The organism is Rhodopirellula halodulae, from assembly GCF_020966775.1.
GTDB lineage: Bacteria > Planctomycetota > Planctomycetia > Pirellulales > Pirellulaceae > Rhodopirellula > Rhodopirellula halodulae.
Genome location: NZ_JAJKFV010000029.1, coordinates 909475 through 929116, shown reverse-complemented (window position 1 = coordinate 929116; position 19642 = coordinate 909475). Strand labels below are relative to the sequence as shown.

Below are 19642 nucleotides of genomic sequence, written 5' to 3'. Positions count from 1 at the left end.
CTAGGGAAAAATGGCACGTTTGGGAACGCGACCACGCGAATCAGTGGACCATTTCGTCTGGGTCGTCCAACAGCCGATCCGCTTGATGAACCGCTTCGACCAAACTTTGAATTGCTCCCGAAACGCGATTCAACGTCGGGGCCAGATCCGCCAAACACTGTTCCTCGAACTGCCGGGCCGGCTCATCCTTCCAAACCGACTTGGTCTGCTGCCACTGTTGGACAAACTCATTGAACTCATGCCGCAATTGGTTCTGCGTCTCTTGAAGCGGTCCCGTTCCAAAGGCCTTCATGAATTGGTCTCGGTTGTAATTGTATGATTCTTCGAAACTTGGATCCATCTGAAAGACCGCCCACAACGGGAGCTCTTATCGGTCGCGTTCGTCACTCAGACAGGCCGCTGGGATTGAAAGTCCGCAGCATCTTCCGGCCTTTGTAGAGGTTGAACAGATCTTCTGGACTTGGAGGACGCAATCTTCCTGCCGTGGGCAAATCGATGGTTTCCAAACCGTCGGTGACGACCACACAAGTCTTCTCGTTGCGAACGGCGGTGAAGACTGCCGCGGTTTCGTCAAGGAAGAAACCGAGGCAATCAACTTTCACGTCTTCGTAACCAACCCGTTCCAAATACGTCTGCAGTGGCTCGATGATCCGGCGTTGAGCCTCGTTGAACTCTTTCGATGGGACGGTGAAGATGTCTTGATGGTCCGCATGCCATCCCGCGTACATCGCATAGATATCCTCGGGCGGTAGATCCGCCACGTCGCATGACATCGTGAACACCGTGGGCCCCGTGATTCCGATGTTGCTGTATTGTTTCTCGCCAAAATTGTATTCAAACCGGACCAAGAACACGTCCACTGGATCGTTGAAGCTGGGCCAAAGCATGCGACGTGAATCCACCACCTCCACACCCGTCGGCGGCACGCCCATTTGCTGAGGTTGGGTCAACCACAACGCCATCTCGGCCTCGGCCGTGGCGGATGGTTCACGATGAACGTCGTCGATCAGATCTTGTAGTCCCAACTCGTCCGCGTAAGCGATGGCGCGAAGTCTCGCGGCCGGTTCTCCCGCCAATTCTGCCAATCGCTCTCTACCATTTTCTTGACCCAGCTTAGCCAAGGCTCCCGCGGCCTCGCATTGAACGCGGCGATGCTTCAAATCCAATGTCTTGTTGAGTTCGCCAATCGAACTCTCGTCACCGATCAAACCAATCGCATCGCACAATGAAACGGCCAACGCCACGGCTTCTCCAAGCACCGCTTGAACCTGATCGACTTCCGTACCGAAACTGCGTGGGTCTTCTTCAAACCGAGCCAATCGTCCGGCAACCTGACCCAACAACGCATTCAACGCCGCAACACGCTCACGTGCGGGATGGCTGTCAACTTGGTGAGTCCGAGTCACGTGCCCCGCCAAATCCAATACCGGTGCCGCCAACGATGGTTCGCCCATGCAATCTAGAATCGCCGGAAAAACCACGTCAATCGGCCAATCCCGATGCTGCATCAGGGGACTGAGAATTTGAGCCGAAGCCATCCATCCTTTTGGAGGCGACTCCATGAGCTGTTGCACCAAAATGGCAAGCGATTCGTCGGAACGCATCATCGCCAACAACTGCAACATCAGATGGCGGTTGGAGACTTCAGGTGACAGCGCCACCATGATCCGCCGAATTGACTCCGGATTGATCTGCAACAACGCGTCGCCTTCGTCTCGCAACGTCTTCAGATGAATCAATCGCAATAGCCCGCCGGTGATGGCAGGATCGGCATCGATCAATCGCTCCGACTCCTCCGCGAGCGCAGCGATCAAAGCCGGACCACTCAGCTCGGCATCGTCGGCAAATTGCTTGAGCGTCACTCCAGCTTGAACGGGATCCGCACCGGGGGACAGCAAGGGATCAAAAGAGATTTCCGACAAAGGTCTAGGTTCCAGGTTGAGGTGAATTTCTGGGGCAGGGAAGGGCAGGGCAGAGCAGGGTGGTCAACACGGCGTTGCTGTGGATCGTTGCCATAGCGAGTCGCAACAATACCATGTTAAAACTCGCTCGCGATGCTCCGTCAGGAAGCATCCGAATCGGGGTCGTACGTCAAATCAGGATTCACGGCATCGCTCCAGCCGAGTTGATCAATGTCGGATGGCGTGGCCCATCGGCTGTTGCCACGATAAAGGTGCGATTGATCGACCGGACATTTGGGATCTTCGGCGTCAGCGTAGACATGCACCCCATTCAAATCGGGTTGCAACCAAATGGCTTCGCATTCGTCGCAAACCACCAAACCGTACGTGGGTCGGTCGTTGACCAATCCGCACGCGCGGATGGAACACAACCCTTGTTCGCAAATGGGACACGAACCGACGCTGAACCGCGGGTTCGATTTTGAATCGGCAGACGATTCGTTGGAGGGTGGGTCAAGCTGGGACACGGAATAAATTTCCAACAATACGAAACGGATGAATTGCGGGTGAGATCGTGTTACCGAGAGGTCACAATGGAAACGCGGTGATCAAACGATTGCCTTCCATGACCAATCGGACACGCCGAGCCATTGGATTGCGACGCTGGCGGCCATCACGTCCACCCACATACCCAACTCGTTTTCCCATATCGACGGTGTAGATCGTTCGGTTGCCATCCACTTCTTTCGTCGTGCGTTGATTGGCTTGTGCCTTCTCATAGGCCTTGTCGATGGTTGCCAAGGCTCCGGGCATGTCACCGTCAAATACACCGTGTTTGCCACTTCGATTGGGCTGGTCCTTGGTGTGACGCCGCAGGTGTTCCAGACGGTGACCTTCCGCGCTTCCTGGCGTATACAGCACGCCGGCCGGTGATAGATATCGATCTGGACTGATTTCCCGCAGCAGACCGTACTTCAGATCGCTTTGCTCCGCGTCCGCATCCCGCGAAGCGGTGCTGTTCGTCTTGGACGAACTCGCCGGGTCGCCTCGGGTCATTTTTGACGCGAGCGGTCCAGGCGAATCCTTTCGTATCGATTCCGTTCTACCGGTCTTGGTCGAGGCGTCGTCAGGCTTTGACTTCTGCGAATGGACCGCTGACGCCTTCGATTGTGAGACCGAATCCGATTGCTTCGGCTTTGCGGAACTGGCTTTGGGGGAGTCAACAGGTGCGGTCGACGAACGATCCGCCACCTGCTCTCGCGAAACTTCGTTGGCGGGCAGTGCCGGCAAATTCCATCCGGTGGCATCATTGATGGTCGGCCGCAACAGCGTGTAACCGCCGATCAGCACAGCGATGACCACCCCAGCCGCCGTGGTCTGTTTGGCCTTTTTTCCGCCGGACCGGTGCGGTCCAGAGCGATTTTCAGCAGCGTTCATGTCGAATGGTTCGCGGCAGCGTGTTCAGAAGAGAGCGTCAAAAGATCCCAACTTACCAGCCAACCCCAAAACTGGCCAACCAGCACGAAATTGTCGGCCTCGAAGGTGTCACTCACGCAGTCCAGAACTCACATTCGGCACTCGACCATTGATCAACCGTTCAAAATTTCCTCGACGATACGGCCGTGGACGTCGGTGAGGCGGAAGTCTCGGCCGGCGTAGCGGTAGGTCAAACGCTCGTGGTCGATGCCCAATTGATGCAAGATCGTGGCGTGCAGGTCGTGCATGTGGACTCGATCTCGCACGGCGTAGTAACCAAACTCATCGGTTTCACCGTACGTCATTCCGCCGCGCACACCTCCGCCTCCGAGCACCATGCTGAACCCCTGTGGGTTGTGGTCCCGTCCGTTGCTTCCTTGCACAACGGGCGTTCGTCCAAATTCTCCACCCCAGACGATCAACGTGTCTTCCCATAAACCGCGTTGTTGCAGATCCGCGATCAAGCCAGCAATGGGCTTGTCCGTCGTTGCGGCGTTCTTGTCGTGACCTTTCTTGAGATTGCCGTGCTGGTCCCAAACCTGACCACTGCTGACCGTGATGAAACGGACACCGGCTTCCGCCAGTCTTCGGGCCATCAGACAACTGCGACCAAAGGAATCCGTCGCCTTGTCACCGATCCCATACAGCTCCTTCGTGGTTTGCGTTTCTTTCGAAAGGTCCATCACCTCCGGCGCAGCACCTCGCATGCGATTGGCAAGATCAACCGCCTCGATTGCACCATCGGTGGAACGATCGCGACCGGAGACTTCGGCGTGCGCACGATTGAGTCGGTTGACCAAAGCAAACTGATGATCTTGAGCCGAATCCAAGTAGGCGATCTTGCCATCCCCGATCTTTCCGTTCTTGCCGATCACGGTGGCTTGATGCTTCGCGGGTAAGAAAGCAGCCCCATAGTTGCGAGGGCCGCCGTGAGCCGTCGCGGGAGCAATCGCGACGTGAGCCGGCAAATCCGGATGAGCCGACCCCAAGGCATAACTCACCCACGCACCAACACTCGGACGAACAAAGTTATCGCTTCCCGTGTTGACCATCCCAACGGCTTGCCCGTGAGATTGACCACGAGTGTGCATGGACCGGATCACGCAGAGTGAATCCAAATGCTTGCTCATTTCCGGCAACAAATCGGTCGCCCACAATCCCGCCTCACCATGCTGGGACCATTTCCACGGACTGGCCAGCAACGTTGGTTTGGCACTGATCTGCGGCGGCAGATCGAACGGCAAGTCCTTGCCGTTGTCCGCAATCAAACGTGGTTTGTAGTCAAAGGTGTCCACATGCGACGGGCCACCGTGCATGAACAAAAAAATTACCCGCTTGGCCTTGGCAGGATGATGCGAGACGGACGCGGCATCGTTGGTCTCACCGGCCAAGGTGAAACCAGCCGGAACGGCGGAGGCCGTGACCGCCAAGGCTCCCGTGGTCCAAGACGAGTGGACCAAACAATCGCGTCGACTCAATTTCATTGTTCCACCTCAATCCAAAAATCGAAATTCAGTGCTGGCAAAGATCGCGGCGATCCATTCGCGATAACGATCGGCTTCCGTTGGCAAGGTCTTCGCTGCATCGCTTGCCAACCACTCCTGCAAAATCGCGAGGTCCGTGGATTGTGACGGCCGAGTCAACAAGACTTCACAAACCCAGTTGACTCGCTGCTCCACGGTCTCCGTCTCCGCCAACATTTTCTGAGTGGTCAGCATCGCCCATCGCCGCACTTCGGGACTGCCGATCAGCGTCAACGCCTGAGCCGGAACATTGGTGGTCGGACGTTTTCCAACCAGCAGATCGGGGTCCGCCACGTCCAAGTTGGCCAACAACGGCGGAACCTCCGACCGAATCAATGGTAGATAAAGCGTGCGTTTCGGATCATCCAATCCAAACGCGGTGACTGCCTTTGAATTGGCGTTGTTCTGACTCACGAGAGTCGCGTAACCATCCATCAAATTTTCGCGTCCGGTTGAGTCCAACACGCCGGCGGAGACCAACATGGCGTCGCGAATCGACTCCGCAGGAATCCTTCGTCGACTGCCACGCCATCTCAATTGGTTTTCCGGATCCAGTGCCACGCGGGGATCATCGTCGGACGTGGTCGCCCGAGAGTAAGCGTCGCTGCAAACGATTTGCCGGATCAATTGTTTTTGACGCCAACCATTGCGAACGAACTCCAACGTCAATGCGTCCAACAATTCTGGATGAGTCGGTCGCCGGCCTCGCTCACCAAAGTTGTCAACCGTGGAAACCAAACCATCGCCCATCAAATGCATCCAGATTCGGTTGACGCTGACGCGCGCCGTCAAAGGGTGATCGGGGTCTGTCAACCATCGAGCGAGTTCCAATCGCCCGCTGCCATTCAATGGTTCAAACGCGGTGGTTGATTCACTGAACACGCGTGGGATCCCACGAGCCACCACAGGCCCCAAATTGCGAACCTCACCTCGAACATGGATCGGACAATCCTCCTGCTCATCGCTTGGCAAATTCGCTAGAGCCATTGCCATTGGACGCGGAGCTGGTGCGTTGCTGATCAAACGATCGCGTTCCCTTTTGACCGCATCGCGACGTTCGCGAAGAGCCGACTGCATCAACTCCGACTTGGCGTTGTTGGACGCTTCGTCATCGCCGCGATTTTCTTCGTCAACGCGAACCCACTGAACCGCATCGGCGATCACGTATCCATCGGTGCCTTCGTTGGACAACAAGACCGACGTCTGCGTGTCCGCTTCACAATCAAACTCTTTCAGTACGGAATAAGTCCCCTGTTGCGGCTTCACATTCTGCTTCAGGACCAACTCCGTCACGGTTTCGCCCAACCGAACGGTCACGGGCACTCGCGACGCACGATTGCCGTTGGAGTTGTAGTGCACCCGCAGCTCGTATCGCCCAGCGTCAGGCAGCACAGCACGAAACTCGATTGTCGCTTCGCCTTTGTTGTCGTTGGCATCATGCACGTACCCTTTGCCGACGAACCGAGGCGTGTAGGTTGATTCGACCCAATGTCCTTTTTGAATGGCATCGACGTCGTCAACCACGATGCCCTTCATCTTGTCTTTCGCCGCCAACGCTTTTAGCTCGTCTTCCAGCTCCTTAAGCTCACGATCCAGACGATCGCGAGCCTTCTCGTAGTCGGCAAGCTGCTTGGCATGTTCAGATGAAATCGGCAAAGGCGTCTTCTTCCAAGTGCTGACGTACTGTTGCGATTCGCCGTGCAGTGTTCGTGTGCTCCGAAAGATTCCGGCCAACGCGTAGTAGTCTTCCGTGGTGATGGGATCGAACTTATGGTCGTGGCATCGGGCACAACCGAGCGTCATCCCCAAGAAAGCTCGTCCCACGGTGTCGATCTGCTCGTCCACCACATCCATTCGCAACTTGGTTTTGTCGCGTTCGCTGAGCATCTTGGTGCCGATCATCATGAACGTGGTCGCGACCAACTTGTCGTAGCGATCAGCGTCGGTTTCAGCATCCATCAAATCACCCGCGATTTGTTCGCGAATCATTTGATCGATTGGCACGTCTTCCGCAAAAGATCGAACCAAATAATCGCGGTAACGCCACGCGTTGTGATACGTCGCGTTGAAGTCGCTTCCGTTGCTGTCGGCATAGCGAGCCACATCCATCCAGTGCCTCGCCCAATGTTCCGCGAATGCGGGACTGGTCAGGTACTGATCTACCAAACGACGCCAATGTCGGTCGCTGGGGTCCCGCTGAAAACGATGCAACGTATCCCGGTCAGGAGGCAAGCCCGTTAAATCAAACGCCAACCTGCGAAGCCGCACGCTGGGAGTCGCCATGGATGTCGGTCGAACATCCTTTGCGAGCAACAGATCGTCTAAGAAAGCGTCGATCCAAGAACCGGATTGATGGGTTGTCGGTGCCGGTGTCGCCTTCGGAGATTGAAAGGCCCAAAATTCACGGGCACGTTCCCAATCGAGACTTTCCTTGCCCGGCGTTTGCCAAACTTGGCCATCTTCATCCGTCCGAGGATCCGGTGCCCCTCGCCGTATCCAAGTTTCGAAGTCACGCACCACGTCGGGAGGCAGTTTGCCACTGGGCGGCATTTCAGTGGATTCATACCGAATGGCGGCCATCAGCTCACTGGCATCAGGATCCCCCGGAACAATCGCCGGACCGCTATCCCCGCCGTGCACCCAACCTTGTTTGACATCCAATCGCAAGGAACCACCAAGTTCCTCCGAATCCGCCGCGTGACACTCATAGCAGTGTTCAATCAACACCGGTCGTATTCGGGCTTCGAAGAAATCAAACGACTCTTCGCTCGACTCATCGGCCATCAGCATGCCGAGATTCGCGGTCAAAAGCCAAGCCACCAACAGCGAAAGGCGGATTCGCCGCGATCTCAGCGGGCGGTCAAACCAAGCAACAGCAAGCGAGGCGAGCAGCACGAACGGACTCTTCATTACAGAACCGTCGATCATCAGGCGGGGAAGGAAAGGAGGGGCATACAGACTACACCACCGCCAACTGCGGTGCAAAACCGGCCCCTGACAAGCGATAACACTCAACCCATCGCCTTTGCACTAAACGCACAAATTCGCAACCTCATGAACCGCTGCTTGGTTCGCAGGAATCCTCGCGTTTCGATCCAAAAATCCTCTCCCCAGGCGATTCCGTAACCTATTGTTTTCATTAGCGAAGTTGTGAGCTTCCGTTTAGTCATTCAAGAAAAAAGCAAACTTCGAGTAATCGAAGGACGCAAAGTCATGGATCCTGGCTTTTACTTCCAGGATCGCCAGACCGCCCTGGATGCTTCGACGTCGCACTGATTGAAAGACGCGAACGTCGCGTTGAGCGGGGGGGATCCCGACTCACAACCGAGACTCTCAAATGGCGAATGCTTTTTGTCTGAAGAAAAGGTTCTTAATTGCCGTCTTCGCGATCTGTTTAGGGACGAGTAACATCGTCCTCCACGCGGAAGACTCCAAGAACATCTACTACATCGAAGAGAATTGGGAACTCGTACTCGGTGAGCCAGATCCCAAGATCAACTCGCCTCAAGTCTCATTCTTCGTCTATCCCGATAGTGGCGATGAATCCCGCTACTTTGAGCTTCAACTGAACTACGCGGCGGACGCCACCTATTCAAGCGGCGGCTTTCGCGTCACCGCGGCATCCAACGATCAGATCGTTGACCATGAGCGGGGTGGCAACTTCCAAAACTGGACCGTCGCGAATGATCGGATCCAGTGGACCACAGTGATGGCAGTCCAGGATTCTCGCTACCTGTTCGCAATCAAGAACGGACAGTCATCTGACTGGGGTTCGTTTGGTGGTCCTGATTACCTGGTGGAAATGCCACATGGCTCAGGAAAACGTCTATCAAATTACCACCCCGACAAGAGCCTCGCGAACGTCGACATTGGTTTTGGAGCCAACCGAGTGGACTCCATTCTTTTGAAGAGCGTACGCGTGATCTACTCCGATGGGAGCCAAGAGCACGTCAGTGTGAACGCTTCGCCGACTTCAATCCACTGAAAAAGTCGCTTTGCGTTTGGCTGAACAGCAAAAGATCATCTGCACAACGAACGGCAGAAATCTGATCTGACACCGACAAAGAACGATGAATCCTTCCACAATTGATCACGTTCGATACCTCACATTGACTCCCTTCTCGGACCAGGTCTCTCCGATGAACGATGACAAAATTCTTCGAACCAAAACTTCTTCCCGCAAGGCGGACAGCCGACGTGGTGCAGCAGGAATCTTCGGACTGATTCTATGCGTTGCCATGGTCACTTTGCTCGCCGTGGTATCCGAATTCGCTTACATCAATACCGCTCGGACCGAACTCTCCCGTTCAGCAGACTCAGCGGCGCTAGCGGGTGCTTGGGCGCTGCATGACGCTCGAGTCCGCGGTGACTTGAATGCAAACCAACAAGTGATTTTGGCCGCAGATATTCTGGGGGCCGCCAACGAAGTCGGTGATGTTCAAGCTCACTTGGCGTCCGATGAACGGTCCGTCGAAATCGGAACGTTCAACGCTGGCACGCAAACTTTCTATTCAACAGGAAACTCGAATACGGCAAACGCTGTGCGAGTCAACTTCCTTCTTACCAATTCAGTTCACGGTGAGTTGCCGTTGCAACTTGGTGGCTTGACAGGCAGAAAAACACAATCGCTTTCGAGAAGCGTCATTGCTGCCTTTCAACACAATATTGTTGGTTTCGAGCGCCCCCACACCGAGGCGTCAACCGTTGAAATTCTCCCAATCGCCTTGGATGAAGAAACATGGCAGCAGGTCGTGTCCAAAGACACCGAAGATAAATTCATGTACTGGAACGGATCGATTGCCAATGGAAGTGACGGCTTTCATGAATGTTCGCTCTATCCCACTGGAACGGGATCGCCGGGCAACCGTGGAACGGTCGATATCGGATCGTCCAACAACAGCACCAAGGACATCCGGCGACAAATTCTTCACGGTATTTCGCAAGATGACTTTGATGCTCTTGGAAAAGAACTGATTTTCAACGATCAGGGCGAACTATCTCTCAACGGCGACACGGGGATCAGCGCTGGCATCAAGGCGGAACTCGAATCGATCATTGGCGAAAAACGAATCATCCCGATTTTCCGCCGGGTACAAGGCAATGGCAACAACGCGAATTACACCATCATCGCGTGGGAGGGCATTCGCATTCTGAGCGTTCGGCTAACCGGCCCAATGAAGCACAAGCATCTGACGATCCAACCGGCCCCCATGGTTGCACGTGGTTGCAAGCTGAGCCAAACCGGCGACAGTCACAGCGAATATCTTTACTCTCCTGCAATGCTGGTGGATTGAAACGATGATCTCGAATTCTAAAGCGCAATCACCACCAATTGCACATCGACAGTTGGTGCGTCGATCGAGCTGTCGCAATCCCAAACGAGGCAGCGACCGACTTGGGGCCGCTGCGGTGGAGTTTGCCGTCATAGCACCAATCATGATATTCATGACCTTTGGCTTGATTGAACTGGGACGGCTAAGTCAACTTCGCGACAGCGCCATCCATGCCACGCGGGAAGGCGCCCGGGTCGCTATCAAACCAACATCTTCGGCAATCGAAATCAACAACAGAATCGAAGAAGAATTGGAATTGATGGGCATCCAGGGCGGGACGTCAACGGTGGAGTATTCAAACGATGTCAGCTCAGGAAGCCAACTTGTTACTGTGCACGTCCATGTACCCATCACATCAAATAGCTGGATGCCAAATTTCTTGACGCTCGGCGTGGATCAGCTCCACGGATCGACGACCATGCGGATGGAAAGCACGAATTAACCTGTCGATCCCACACTGCATCAGGGTCAAAAAAAATCGGCACTGGCTGAAAGCAATTCAGCCAGTGCCGGTCCGTGCAAGTTGGCAGGTTCGACTCCAGTTACTCAGCGTCCTCGCTACCAGCCTCTGCTTCTGTTACTTCCTCGTCCTCCTTCGCCTGAGCCGCCATTTGCTCTTGTTGGCGATTTTCTTCCTCACGCTGCTTGCGTTCTTCTTCCAAAGTCTTCTTGGTCGCCTGGAGTTCTTCTCGAGTGGCCTTCAGCTGCTGTTGCAGTTCAGATGTTCTGGTCTGCATGTTCTTTTTAACATTCGCGACCTGCTGCTGCAGTTTGTTGTTGCGCTGTTGAGCCGCCTTCTCTTGCTCTTCTGCTGCGTCGGTCACAGCAGCCAGCTTCACTTCCGCTTGCTCGGCACGTTTGGTTTGCGAAGCAAGCTGCTCTTTCAACGATGCCAACTCTGCTTTCAATGAAGCTATCGCTTGATCGGCTTCGTCGAGTTTGGCTGCCTTGTCTTCCAGCGTTTGTTTGGCGTCCGCCAGTTGCTCTCGTAGGCCGACCAATTCGGTCGTTAAAGCGACATTCAGTTCGCTTGGGTTGTCAACGCTACCCATGTCGTGAGCGGACAAGCCACCCGCGGCGGTGGCACACGAGTTTGCTGGGACCGAACAAGTGGATTGCGTGGCGCAAGATGTGCTGCAGGCAGATTTTCGAAAACAGTTTCCGGCGAGTGCGGGGGCGGCGAACGACATCGCCATGGCCAAAGCGGCCGTCGTGGACTTCATCATCATGGGGTGGAAAACCAGAGGTGGGTCAAAAAGGTGGGGGTCAGGACCGCTCCGTCACGCGGCCCGTCCGATCCCATCCTAATTGCGTCGAAATTCATCGCAGCAGATTCCGCAACAAAATCGTAACCTGTCGTTTCCCCACGCGAAAAGCGTTGCGGACGCCACGTTGATGATTCCCGCCGTGCGTTCCGGCTCGCCGCCGCAACGCGAATCAGAACAGCTCGTCCCGCTGAACCAACTCAATCAGACGCTCGAGTTCGCCAGGGTGTTGTGCCGCCAGATCCGTTTGTTCACCGGGGTCAGTCGACAGATCAAACAACTTCCAACCGTTCTTGTTCACCGCCGGTTTTCCCTCACCAGCCAATCGGTTGCGTTCCTTGTTGCTGACAGCGTTTCTCGGATAGTTCACCGCTTTCCACTTTCCCGAACGAATTCCCACGGACGTGTCGCCTTCGCGACTGGCCCAATAAAGGTATTCGTGACGGCGTTGTCGCTCCGGTTGACCGAGCAACGATGGCAGGTAGGAGATCCCGTCAATTTGGCTTGGTGGTTTGACACCGGCAATTTCGCACGCGGTCGGTAAGAAGTCCCAAAACGCCGATGGGTGATCGCTGGTCGAGCCCGGTTCGATGGTGCCCCGCCATTTCGCTAGAAATGGAATGCGAATGCCACCTTCATGCATGGATCGTTTGCTTCCCTGCAAAGGCCCGCTGCTTAGAAAGAATCGATCGCTGTGCCCACCCTCATGATGCGGCCCGTTGTCCGAGGTAAAGATCACAAGTGTCTGTTCGGCGATCCCCAGTTCATCGAGCAATGCATCCAACCGGCCCATGTCATGGTCCATCTTGGTGATCATCGCCGCGAATCCTTTTTCCGGATTGGGCCAATCGCGATCAGCGTAGATTCCGTAGTCTGGAATCTCCATGCCATCACCATTCACCCTTCCGGCTTCGTTGTTGGCGTGTGGGATGGTCCAGTGAATGTGCAACAAAAATGGCTCCGCCGCGTGCGTGCGAATGAAGTCGAACGCAGCTTCGGTCATCACATCATGGGAATAGGTATCTTTCTTCACCGACACGCGACCACGCGCCGCCGGGTTGGTGCTGACCACGTTGCCGGGAAACAACAACTGACGTTTGTCTTCCCAGAGATACGGCGGATAAAAGTTGTGTGCGTTGGACTGGTTCATGTATCCCGTCCATGTATCGAACCCGTTGTTCATCGGATGTCCCGGGTTTTCGATTTCCTCGGGAACGTCGACGTTGCCAAGAGCCCACTTGCCGACACCACCGGTGGCATAGCCCGCCTTGGAAAGTAACGAGGCAACCGTCGGTTGCTCGCCATCCAAATCACGAGCGGCGTTTCCGATCAACCCTGTGCTGCCAACATGCTGACCGGTCCACAAAGTCAACCTCGATGGGCGACAGACCGTATGACCAGCGTAGTGATCGGTGAATCGAATCCCCTCGGCAGCCATCTGATCCAAACGCGGCGTTTGAATCTCCTTTTGGCCGTAACATCCCAAGTCACCGTAACCGAGGTCATCGGCCATCACGTAGATAATGTTGGGACGACGCTCCCCGGATCCCTTCGATGTTTCATTCGCGTGACAGCACGATCGATCCACACTGCCGACCGCGGTCAAGGCGACCAGAACGAACAGGAGTCTCTGCCATCGAAAAGAATTCATCGGGTTCATCGTTGGTGCACAAAGAGGAAAGCGTGGGATAATTGATGTACGATCTCTGATCCCTCACACACTAACATGCGAACCGCCCAAAGGCATCTTGCCCGTTTCGCGGCCGCCGCCAATTCACCGTGGATCGAATCATGAAACGCAGCGTGACTGTTCAGGCCGCCTTCCTGGCTTGCCTTCTCTTTTGTTTGTTGCCCAGCCAGAACGGATGGGGGCAAACCGGCGAGGCTTCCATGCAACGCCCGAACGTGTTGCTGATCATGGTCGACGATTTGGGATTCTCTGATCTCGGTTGCTACGGCAGCGAAATCGAAACGCCGCATCTGGATGCATTGGCCGCGAACGGCTTGCGATTTTCTCAGTTCTACAACACCGCGAAATGTCACTCTTCACGAGTTTCGTTGTTGACGGGCCAATACTGCATCGCCGCCGGTGACACATCGCTCTCGCGCGCGGTCACCAGTGCGGAAACGCTGGGGGCGCAAGGCTACTACACCGCAATGGCTGGGAAGTGGCACTTGCAAAAGGAGCCAACCGATTTCGGATTTCAACGATACTTCGGCCACCTCAGTGGTGCTTGCAATTACTTCTTGGGTGACAACACGTTTCGGCTAGACGGACAACCTTGGTCGGTTCCCTCCGAAGGCTTCTACACCACCGTCGCGAACGTGGACCATGCAATGAAGTTTCTTCACCAAGCCGACGAAGCTGATAATCCGTGGTTTCTCTACGTGGCATTCAACGCACCTCACGCTCCGCTGCAAGCGTTGCCCCAGGATTACGCCAAGTACGAAGGGCGCTACGATCAGGGATGGGATGTCATCCACCAGCGACGAGCCGCTCGGCAGAAAGAACTGGGCATCACCTCAGCGGATCTGATTCCGAGCGAACGTCCTGATCACATTCCCGCTTGGGATTCGTTGTCCGATCCACGCAAGGAGTTCGAAACCAAACGCATGACCGCCTTGGCCGCGATGATCGATCGTGTCGACCAAGAGACTGGACGCTTGATCGAACACTTGGAAGAGACCGGTGACATCGACAACACGTTGATCTGGTTCGTCTCGGACAACGGGGCTTGTCCCTATGATCGAACCAGCCAAAAAATCGAGGCCAAGCCTACCGACGGAACGGTGTCTTGGAGCGATTCCACCGGTTGGGCCTGGGCTCGCAACACTCCTTTTCGGCTTTACAAACAAAACCAATTCGAAGGCGGCATCAGCACACCCGCGATCGTGCACTGGCCCAAAGGACTGAAGCCCCAACCCGGCAGCATCAATCACACACCGGCCCACCTGATCGACATCTTTCCAACGATGGTGGATGTCACGGGCAGCATGATTCCTTCGGAATGGCTTGATCGCCAACTCCGTCCTGTCTCTGGCGTTTCGCTTCGTCCCATTTTTGAAGGCGGGTCCTTCCAACGAGACGAACCACTTCACTTTTTGTTCTCCTCGGACCGTGGGTTGCGAGAGGACAATTGGAAACTAGCAAGTTTCCGGAACGGTCCTTGGGAGCTGTACGACCTGAATTCCGATCGGACCGAACGTCACAACGTTGCCGACAATCATCCCATTGTCGTGAAGCGAATGGCCGAGCGTTGGAACCAAATGGCGACGGATGTTTTGCACACGCGCTCCTTCTCGCCAACCGCAGACGTCTCGCCCGGCGATGCCGCGTCCACCCGCAACCGGCACCCCGAATGGACCGACTTTTCGCAGCGACCTCAAAACAACATTCGAGGCAACGGACGCAACAAGAAGAAATCAACCAAGTCGTCTCAACGTGCCATTCGAGCTCGCAAGAATACAACCTCGAAATGGAAACAAGGTGTCCTGCATTTGTCTTTCCACGGTGATGATCCGGGAATTGCGATGGACCGATTGCCATCCAAACTTGACCAAGGCCCCTATCACCTGGCGTTTGAGTTGCAAAGCAATGCCGCAGGTCAGGGCGACGTCTTTTTCACCACATCGCCCGATCAATCTCTTCCAAACGGTGTGCGACTTCCTTGGACGCCGAAACACGACGACCAATGGCACGCTTACTCGCTTGCGCTCGTGAACCATTCGGATGAGCAATCCACCTCTTCCAAACAGGAAATTCATCGGCTGCGTTTGGACACGAGTGACGCAAAGGGCTCCGCGAAAATTCGAAACCTGCGGGTGTTGGATGCTTCCGGCGAAGAAGTCATACGCTGGGATGGGAACACCACACCCGCTAATCAATAGATCGGGCAGGGTGCTTTTCGATCCACGCAATTGGAATCGCGACTCGAAATGCAACGAATCAAAGGTTGGGTCAGCTATGATGTGAAGCCCCCTTCGTCCCCACCCCAAAGATCAATGAAAACTGGAATGTCTCAGCACCCTGGTTTCTCCACCCGCCCTGACCATCGGCCAATCCGTCTCCCAAATTACCTTGCCTCTGCAGCCGCGTTCAGCATGATGCTCGCTGCTTTGGTATCGCCTCGAGCGCATGCCGCCGACGTGTTCGTGGAAGCCGAAAGCTTTGCCACGCACGGTGGTTGGAAATTGGATACCCAATTCATCCAACAAATGGGTTCGCCATATCTGATCGCCCACGGATTGGGGCAACCCGTCGCCGACGCCAGCACCACCGTCGACATTCCCGAACAAGGAACCTATCGCGTTTGGGTCCGAACAATCGACTGGGTTCGGCGTTGGGACGCGTCTCCTTCACCCGGGAAGTTCGAATTGCATGTCAATGGCAACAAGCTTGCCTCAACATTTGGCACCGAGAGTGCAACATGGTCTTGGCAGGACGGTGGCGTGGTCGAGTTGCCCAAGGGTTCCGCTGAACTGAAACTGAAAGACCAAACCGGGTTCGATGGTCGTTGCGACTGCATCTACTTGACCACCGATTTGGAAACAACGCCGCCGGATGTGAGCGACGTGCTTTCACCATGGCGACGCACTCAATTGGGTTTGCCTGAAACGCCGGTTACCAAAGGTCCCTATGACTTGGTCGTTGTCGGTGGTGGTTATGCCGGCATGGCATCGGCTTTGTCGGCCGCGCGGATGGGTTGCCGGGTCGCCCTGATTCAAGACCGTGGTGTGCTGGGAGGCAACGGTTCCAGCGAAGTTCGTGTGTGGGCGATGGGAAACATTCGTCGCGGAAAATTTCCTCGCATTGGTGAGATCGTCGAGGAATTCTCCGACAAAGCCACCAAATCGCCCGGCACCTACGAAGAGTTCGGCGACGAACAAAAAGAAGAAATCGTCACTGCGGAACCCAACATTGATTTGTTGCTGAACCATCACGCTTACGCGGTGAAGATGAAAGAAGGCACGGAGAGCAAGGAAATCGAACATGTGCTTGCCCTGAACACCAAAACGGGCGAAGACCTTCGGGTTTCCGGCGACCGTTTTGTTGACTGCACCGGCCATGGCTGGATCGGCGAGTGGGCCAATGCCGACCTTGACATCACCGACAAAGGCCGCATGGGCATGAGCAACATGTGGCGTTGGGACGAAGTCGACGACGCTCCTGAGTTCCCCAAGACTCCCTGGGCGTTGCAACTCAACATGGAAGACTTTCCTTATCCGCGTGATCATCACGGTCAATGGTTTTGGGAAAGTGGATTCGACATTGATCCGCTGGGCGACGCCGAAGCCATCCGCGATTGGAACCTGCGTGCGGTTTATGGTGCGTTCAATGCGATGAAGAATGGCGACGGCGCTGCCGATCATCCCAACGCACAACTGACCTGGGTCGCTTACATCGGTGGGCCTCGAGAAAGCCGTCGACTGCTCGGTGATGTGGTCCTGAACCAAGAAGACATTGTCAGTAAAAGAGAATTCCCTGACGGCTGCGTTCCCAGCACTTGGTCAATCGATCTGCACTACCCCAAGAAAGAATTCGCGGACAAGTTTCCCGAGAACCCTTTCATCAGCATTGCCGTTCACGACCGCCGCGTGGATCGTTCGTACGGCTACCCGGTTCCGTATCGCTGTTTCTACAGCCGCAACGTCGACAACTTATTCATGGCCGGTCGAAACATCAGTGTCACGCACGAAGCCCTCGGCACCGTTCGCGTGATGAAGACGTGCGGCATGATGGGCGAGGTCGTTGGCAAAGCCGCCTCTCTTTGCACGCTGAACAATTGCACTCCTCGCGACATCTACGAAGAACACTTGGACGACCTGCTGGAACTGCTTGAGTTGCCCGGCAAGGCTCGCCGAAGCACGCCTTCCGCGACGATTGTGATCCCGGACGACGCGATGGAAAAAGCTGGACCGTACGGCCCCATGCCAGGCTTGGATCCCGAGAAATTGCCCGGCATCGTGATCGATGATCGACAAGCCAAAACGACGGGCAAGTGGGCCAAAGGACAAGGTCTCAAGGGCTACGTCGGTTGGGAATACCGCTACGCATCGGCCAACTCCGGCGCGACCGCCACCTTCCAGACAAAATTGAAAGAAGCCGGCCAGTACGAGTTGCAGATCTACAGTGCTCCTCATGAAAATCGTGCGACGAAGCTGGCCATCACCGTGACCGCTCCGGGCCAAGAGCCGAAAATCGTTCAGATCAATCAACGCGACTCGCAAGGCGGTGCGATTCCGGCCGGCAAATACTTCCTGCCCGCGGGCGCCGAAGTGACCGTCGACTTCTCCACCAAAGACTCGGGCGGCACGGTGCACCTCGACGCGATCGGATGGGTCAAACAACCTTGAGCCAATCCGGCCCAAGCCTGCCCATCGCGGACGGCCGCCGCTCCCGCACCACGTCCCGCCAAACAATTGCTTGGCGAGGACGCGTGGTGCATGCGATCCGGATCGGAATGCTGATCGGGCTGCTGGCCTGTCTACCGTCGCCACATCAACGGATCGACGTGGCGTCTCAACCATCGCTGGATCAAATCCAACGTTTGGAACCCGCCGCTCGCACCATCACCGAAACGACGGACCAGCGTGGGAGATGGGCGATCCTGGATGCCGATCGAATTCCGCTTGGTTCCGTTGCCAGAACCTTGCCCGAAGCCAACGGATCGGTCGGCTATCACGGACCAACGGAAGCATTGTTGCTCTTCGATCAGCAAGACATTGTTCACTCAGTTGCCGTCCTGCAAAGCCACGACACCGATGAGCATGTCGACGCCGTCAACAACTCTCCCGAGTTCTTGCAACAATTCCAAGGCCTGACCTGGGGTGGCAAACTTGCAGACGGCAGCGTTCCCAAGATCGATGGCGTCTCCGGTGCAACGCTGACCAGTTTGGCGATGGCAGGTGGCATCCTCAGCCGACTGGGCGTCGCGACTGGTTCACTCGTTTTCCCTGAACCTTTGACATTGGCCGAAGCCCAAACCTTCTTTCCCGCCGCCTTCCAAATTCAGGGCGATCGCATGGCCGTGGTGAAGGACGAGAGCGGAACGACGGTTGGATACTTGATCCGAACCGGGGCGTTGGTCGATGACGAAATCGGTTACCAAGGCCCGACCAGCGTGCTGGTTGGACTGGATCTGGAGCACCGGCTCTTGCGGCCCAAGATCCGGCACTCATTCGACAACGAACCCTACGTCGATTACGTCCGCCAAGAACGATCGTTTTGGAAACGATTCGAAGGCCTGACGCTGGAAGAACTCGCGGCGTTCGATCCTCCCGCCGAAGAGGTCGAAGGCGTCTCCGGAGCCACCATGACCAGCATGGCGATCGCCTACACCTTGCCAAAATTCGCGACGGAGTTGTTGGCGGATGAGGAATGGAAAACGCTCGGGCAAACACCCTTTCAACAGCGATTGCGTGCCCTCCAAGAATCCATCCAAACGACGCGTCTGTCCAACGCTGACATCGCCACGCTCGTCGCGTTGGTCCTTTTGCCGCTGCTGATTCGCTTTGGAGCGATGCGGCAAACCTGGCTGCGTCGTTTGTGGCTTTTTGCCGTCTGGTTGGTCATCGGCCTGTACGCTGGCAACTTGCTATCACTGGCCCTGCTGGCCGGCTGGGCCACCTCAGGAGTCACCTGGCAACTCGCCCTGGGTTTGGTTGCACTTGCGACCATCTCCGTGATCATCCCGCCAACGCGGCGGGGCAATCCGTACTGCAATCACCTTTGTCCTCACGGTGCGGCCCAACAGTTGATCCGCCCCAAAAGCAACTCACGTCGCAAGTGGAGCCTCCCGTCGTGGCTTTCCAAGCCGTTGGGATTCTTGCCCGCGGCAACTTTGCTGTTGGTCTACCTCGCTTTGCTCATTCGTCCCACCACCGATGTTTCTTTTGTCGAACCATTCCACGGCTACCTTTGGCATTTGGCTTCGTGGTCCGCCATCGCTTGGACGATCAGCACGCTACTCGTATCCACATTCATTCCCATGGCCTATTGTCGGCTAGCCTGCCCAACCGGACGCCTGCTGGACTGGATGCGTTTCAAAGGATCCAGCCACAAGGTCACGCGTATGGACGGAGCGGTGTTTGCCTTGCTGATCGCGGCCAGCCTGTACCGCGCTATGACGTAGCCGGTGTTCATG

14 protein-coding genes and 1 riboswitch are annotated in these 19642 nt (G+C 55.8%); of the genes, 6 read left to right on the top strand and 8 right to left on the bottom strand.

From position 1 onward, the window contains the following. Window positions 1-40 precede the first annotated feature (40 nt). The 6 genes from LOC70_RS16450 to LOC70_RS16425 all read right to left on the bottom strand — a co-directional run bounded on the left by LOC70_RS16450 (window position 41) and on the right by LOC70_RS16425 (window position 7690). Entirely contained in the window at window positions 41-292 is a 252-nt protein-coding gene (locus LOC70_RS16450; RefSeq protein WP_230256178.1) for a hypothetical protein, read from the bottom strand. Between the two features lie 91 nt (window positions 293-383). Then, complete coding sequence (locus tag LOC70_RS16445; protein WP_230255080.1) at window positions 384-1922, bottom strand: HEAT repeat domain-containing protein; 1539 nt, start codon at window positions 1920-1922, stop codon at window positions 384-386. Window positions 1923-2062: 140 nt separating this feature from the next. Continuing rightward, window positions 2063-2428: a hypothetical protein gene (locus tag LOC70_RS16440; RefSeq protein ID WP_230255079.1), complete on the bottom strand. Its 366-nt coding sequence runs from the start codon at window positions 2426-2428 to the stop codon at window positions 2063-2065. 61 nt (window positions 2429-2489) lie between these two features. Beyond that, window positions 2490-3338, bottom strand: a complete 849-nt coding sequence (locus LOC70_RS16435; protein ID WP_230255078.1) for a hypothetical protein — start codon at window positions 3336-3338, stop codon at window positions 2490-2492. 152 nt (window positions 3339-3490) lie between these two features. Then, entirely contained in the window at window positions 3491-4861 is a 1371-nt protein-coding gene (locus LOC70_RS16430; RefSeq protein WP_230255077.1) for a DUF1501 domain-containing protein, read from the bottom strand. Window positions 4862-4870: 9 nt separating this feature from the next. Beyond that, window positions 4871-7690, bottom strand: a complete 2820-nt coding sequence (locus LOC70_RS16425; protein WP_390889077.1) for a DUF1553 domain-containing protein — start codon at window positions 7688-7690, stop codon at window positions 4871-4873. A gap of 380 nt (window positions 7691-8070) precedes the next feature. Beyond that, a riboswitch (cyclic di-GMP riboswitch) is annotated at window positions 8071-8155 on the top strand. Window positions 8156-8237: 82 nt separating this feature from the next. On the opposite strand from LOC70_RS16425, the gene LOC70_RS16420 reads away from it, so the two are divergent. The 3 genes from LOC70_RS16420 to LOC70_RS16410 all read left to right on the top strand — a co-directional run bounded on the left by LOC70_RS16420 (window position 8238) and on the right by LOC70_RS16410 (window position 10675). Continuing rightward, a complete protein-coding gene (locus LOC70_RS16420; RefSeq protein WP_230255075.1) occupies window positions 8238-8885 on the top strand; it encodes a hypothetical protein in 648 nt (215 codons plus the stop codon). A gap of 85 nt (window positions 8886-8970) precedes the next feature. Continuing rightward, window positions 8971-10194, top strand: coding sequence for a TadE/TadG family type IV pilus assembly protein (locus LOC70_RS16415; RefSeq protein WP_230255074.1), 1224 nt, complete (start codon window positions 8971-8973; stop codon window positions 10192-10194). Between the two features lie 55 nt (window positions 10195-10249). After that, complete coding sequence (locus LOC70_RS16410; protein ID WP_315857304.1) at window positions 10250-10675, top strand: TadE family protein; 426 nt, start codon at window positions 10250-10252, stop codon at window positions 10673-10675. Window positions 10676-10775: 100 nt separating this feature from the next. Here LOC70_RS16410 and LOC70_RS16405 read toward each other — a convergent pair whose 3' ends face one another. Then, window positions 10776-11462, bottom strand: a complete 687-nt coding sequence (locus tag LOC70_RS16405; RefSeq protein ID WP_230255072.1) for a hypothetical protein — start codon at window positions 11460-11462, stop codon at window positions 10776-10778. Between the two features lie 208 nt (window positions 11463-11670). Next, a complete protein-coding gene (locus tag LOC70_RS16400; protein WP_230255071.1) occupies window positions 11671-13149 on the bottom strand; it encodes an arylsulfatase in 1479 nt (492 codons plus the stop codon). 140 nt (window positions 13150-13289) lie between these two features. Here LOC70_RS16400 and LOC70_RS16395 point away from each other — a divergent pair, with 140 nt between their 5' ends. The 3 genes from LOC70_RS16395 to LOC70_RS16385 all read left to right on the top strand — a co-directional run bounded on the left by LOC70_RS16395 (window position 13290) and on the right by LOC70_RS16385 (window position 19630). Beyond that, window positions 13290-15386, top strand: coding sequence for an arylsulfatase (locus LOC70_RS16395; RefSeq protein WP_390889051.1), 2097 nt, complete (start codon window positions 13290-13292; stop codon window positions 15384-15386). Between the two features lie 213 nt (window positions 15387-15599). Then, window positions 15600-17852 (top strand): FAD-dependent oxidoreductase, encoded by a 2253-nt coding sequence (locus LOC70_RS16390; protein WP_230255070.1) that lies wholly within the window; start codon window positions 15600-15602, stop codon window positions 17850-17852. After that, a complete protein-coding gene (locus tag LOC70_RS16385; RefSeq protein ID WP_230255069.1) occupies window positions 17834-19630 on the top strand; it encodes an FMN-binding protein in 1797 nt (598 codons plus the stop codon). Before LOC70_RS16390 ends, LOC70_RS16385 begins: the two co-directional genes overlap by 19 nt. Window positions 19631-19642: the final 12 nt, after the last annotated feature.

What these genes read in the sequence shown, in the direction of transcription:
- LOC70_RS16450 (WP_230256178.1), bottom strand. Translation starts at nt 292, where the DNA reads ATGAAGGCCTTTGGAACGGGACCGCTTCAAGAGACGCAGAACCAATTG.
- LOC70_RS16435 (WP_230255078.1), bottom strand. Translation starts at nt 3,338, where the DNA reads ATGAACGCTGCTGAAAATCGCTCTGGACCGCACCGGTCCGGCGGAAAA.
- LOC70_RS16430 (WP_230255077.1), bottom strand. Translation starts at nt 4,861, where the DNA reads ATGAAATTGAGTCGACGCGATTGTTTGGTCCACTCGTCTTGGACCACG.
- LOC70_RS16425 (WP_390889077.1), bottom strand. Translation starts at nt 7,690, where the DNA reads ATGCTGATGGCCGATGAGTCGAGCGAAGAGTCGTTTGATTTCTTCGAA.
- LOC70_RS16420 (WP_230255075.1), top strand. Translation starts at nt 8,238, where the DNA reads ATGGCGAATGCTTTTTGTCTGAAGAAAAGGTTCTTAATTGCCGTCTTC.
- LOC70_RS16415 (WP_230255074.1), top strand. Translation starts at nt 8,971, where the DNA reads ATGAATCCTTCCACAATTGATCACGTTCGATACCTCACATTGACTCCC.
- LOC70_RS16405 (WP_230255072.1), bottom strand. Translation starts at nt 11,462, where the DNA reads ATGATGATGAAGTCCACGACGGCCGCTTTGGCCATGGCGATGTCGTTC.
- LOC70_RS16400 (WP_230255071.1), bottom strand. Translation starts at nt 13,149, where the DNA reads ATGAATTCTTTTCGATGGCAGAGACTCCTGTTCGTTCTGGTCGCCTTG.
- LOC70_RS16395 (WP_390889051.1), top strand. Translation starts at nt 13,290, where the DNA reads ATGAAACGCAGCGTGACTGTTCAGGCCGCCTTCCTGGCTTGCCTTCTC.
- LOC70_RS16390 (WP_230255070.1), top strand. Translation starts at nt 15,600, where the DNA reads ATGATGCTCGCTGCTTTGGTATCGCCTCGAGCGCATGCCGCCGACGTG.
- LOC70_RS16385 (WP_230255069.1), top strand. Translation starts at nt 17,834, where the DNA reads ATGGGTCAAACAACCTTGAGCCAATCCGGCCCAAGCCTGCCCATCGCG.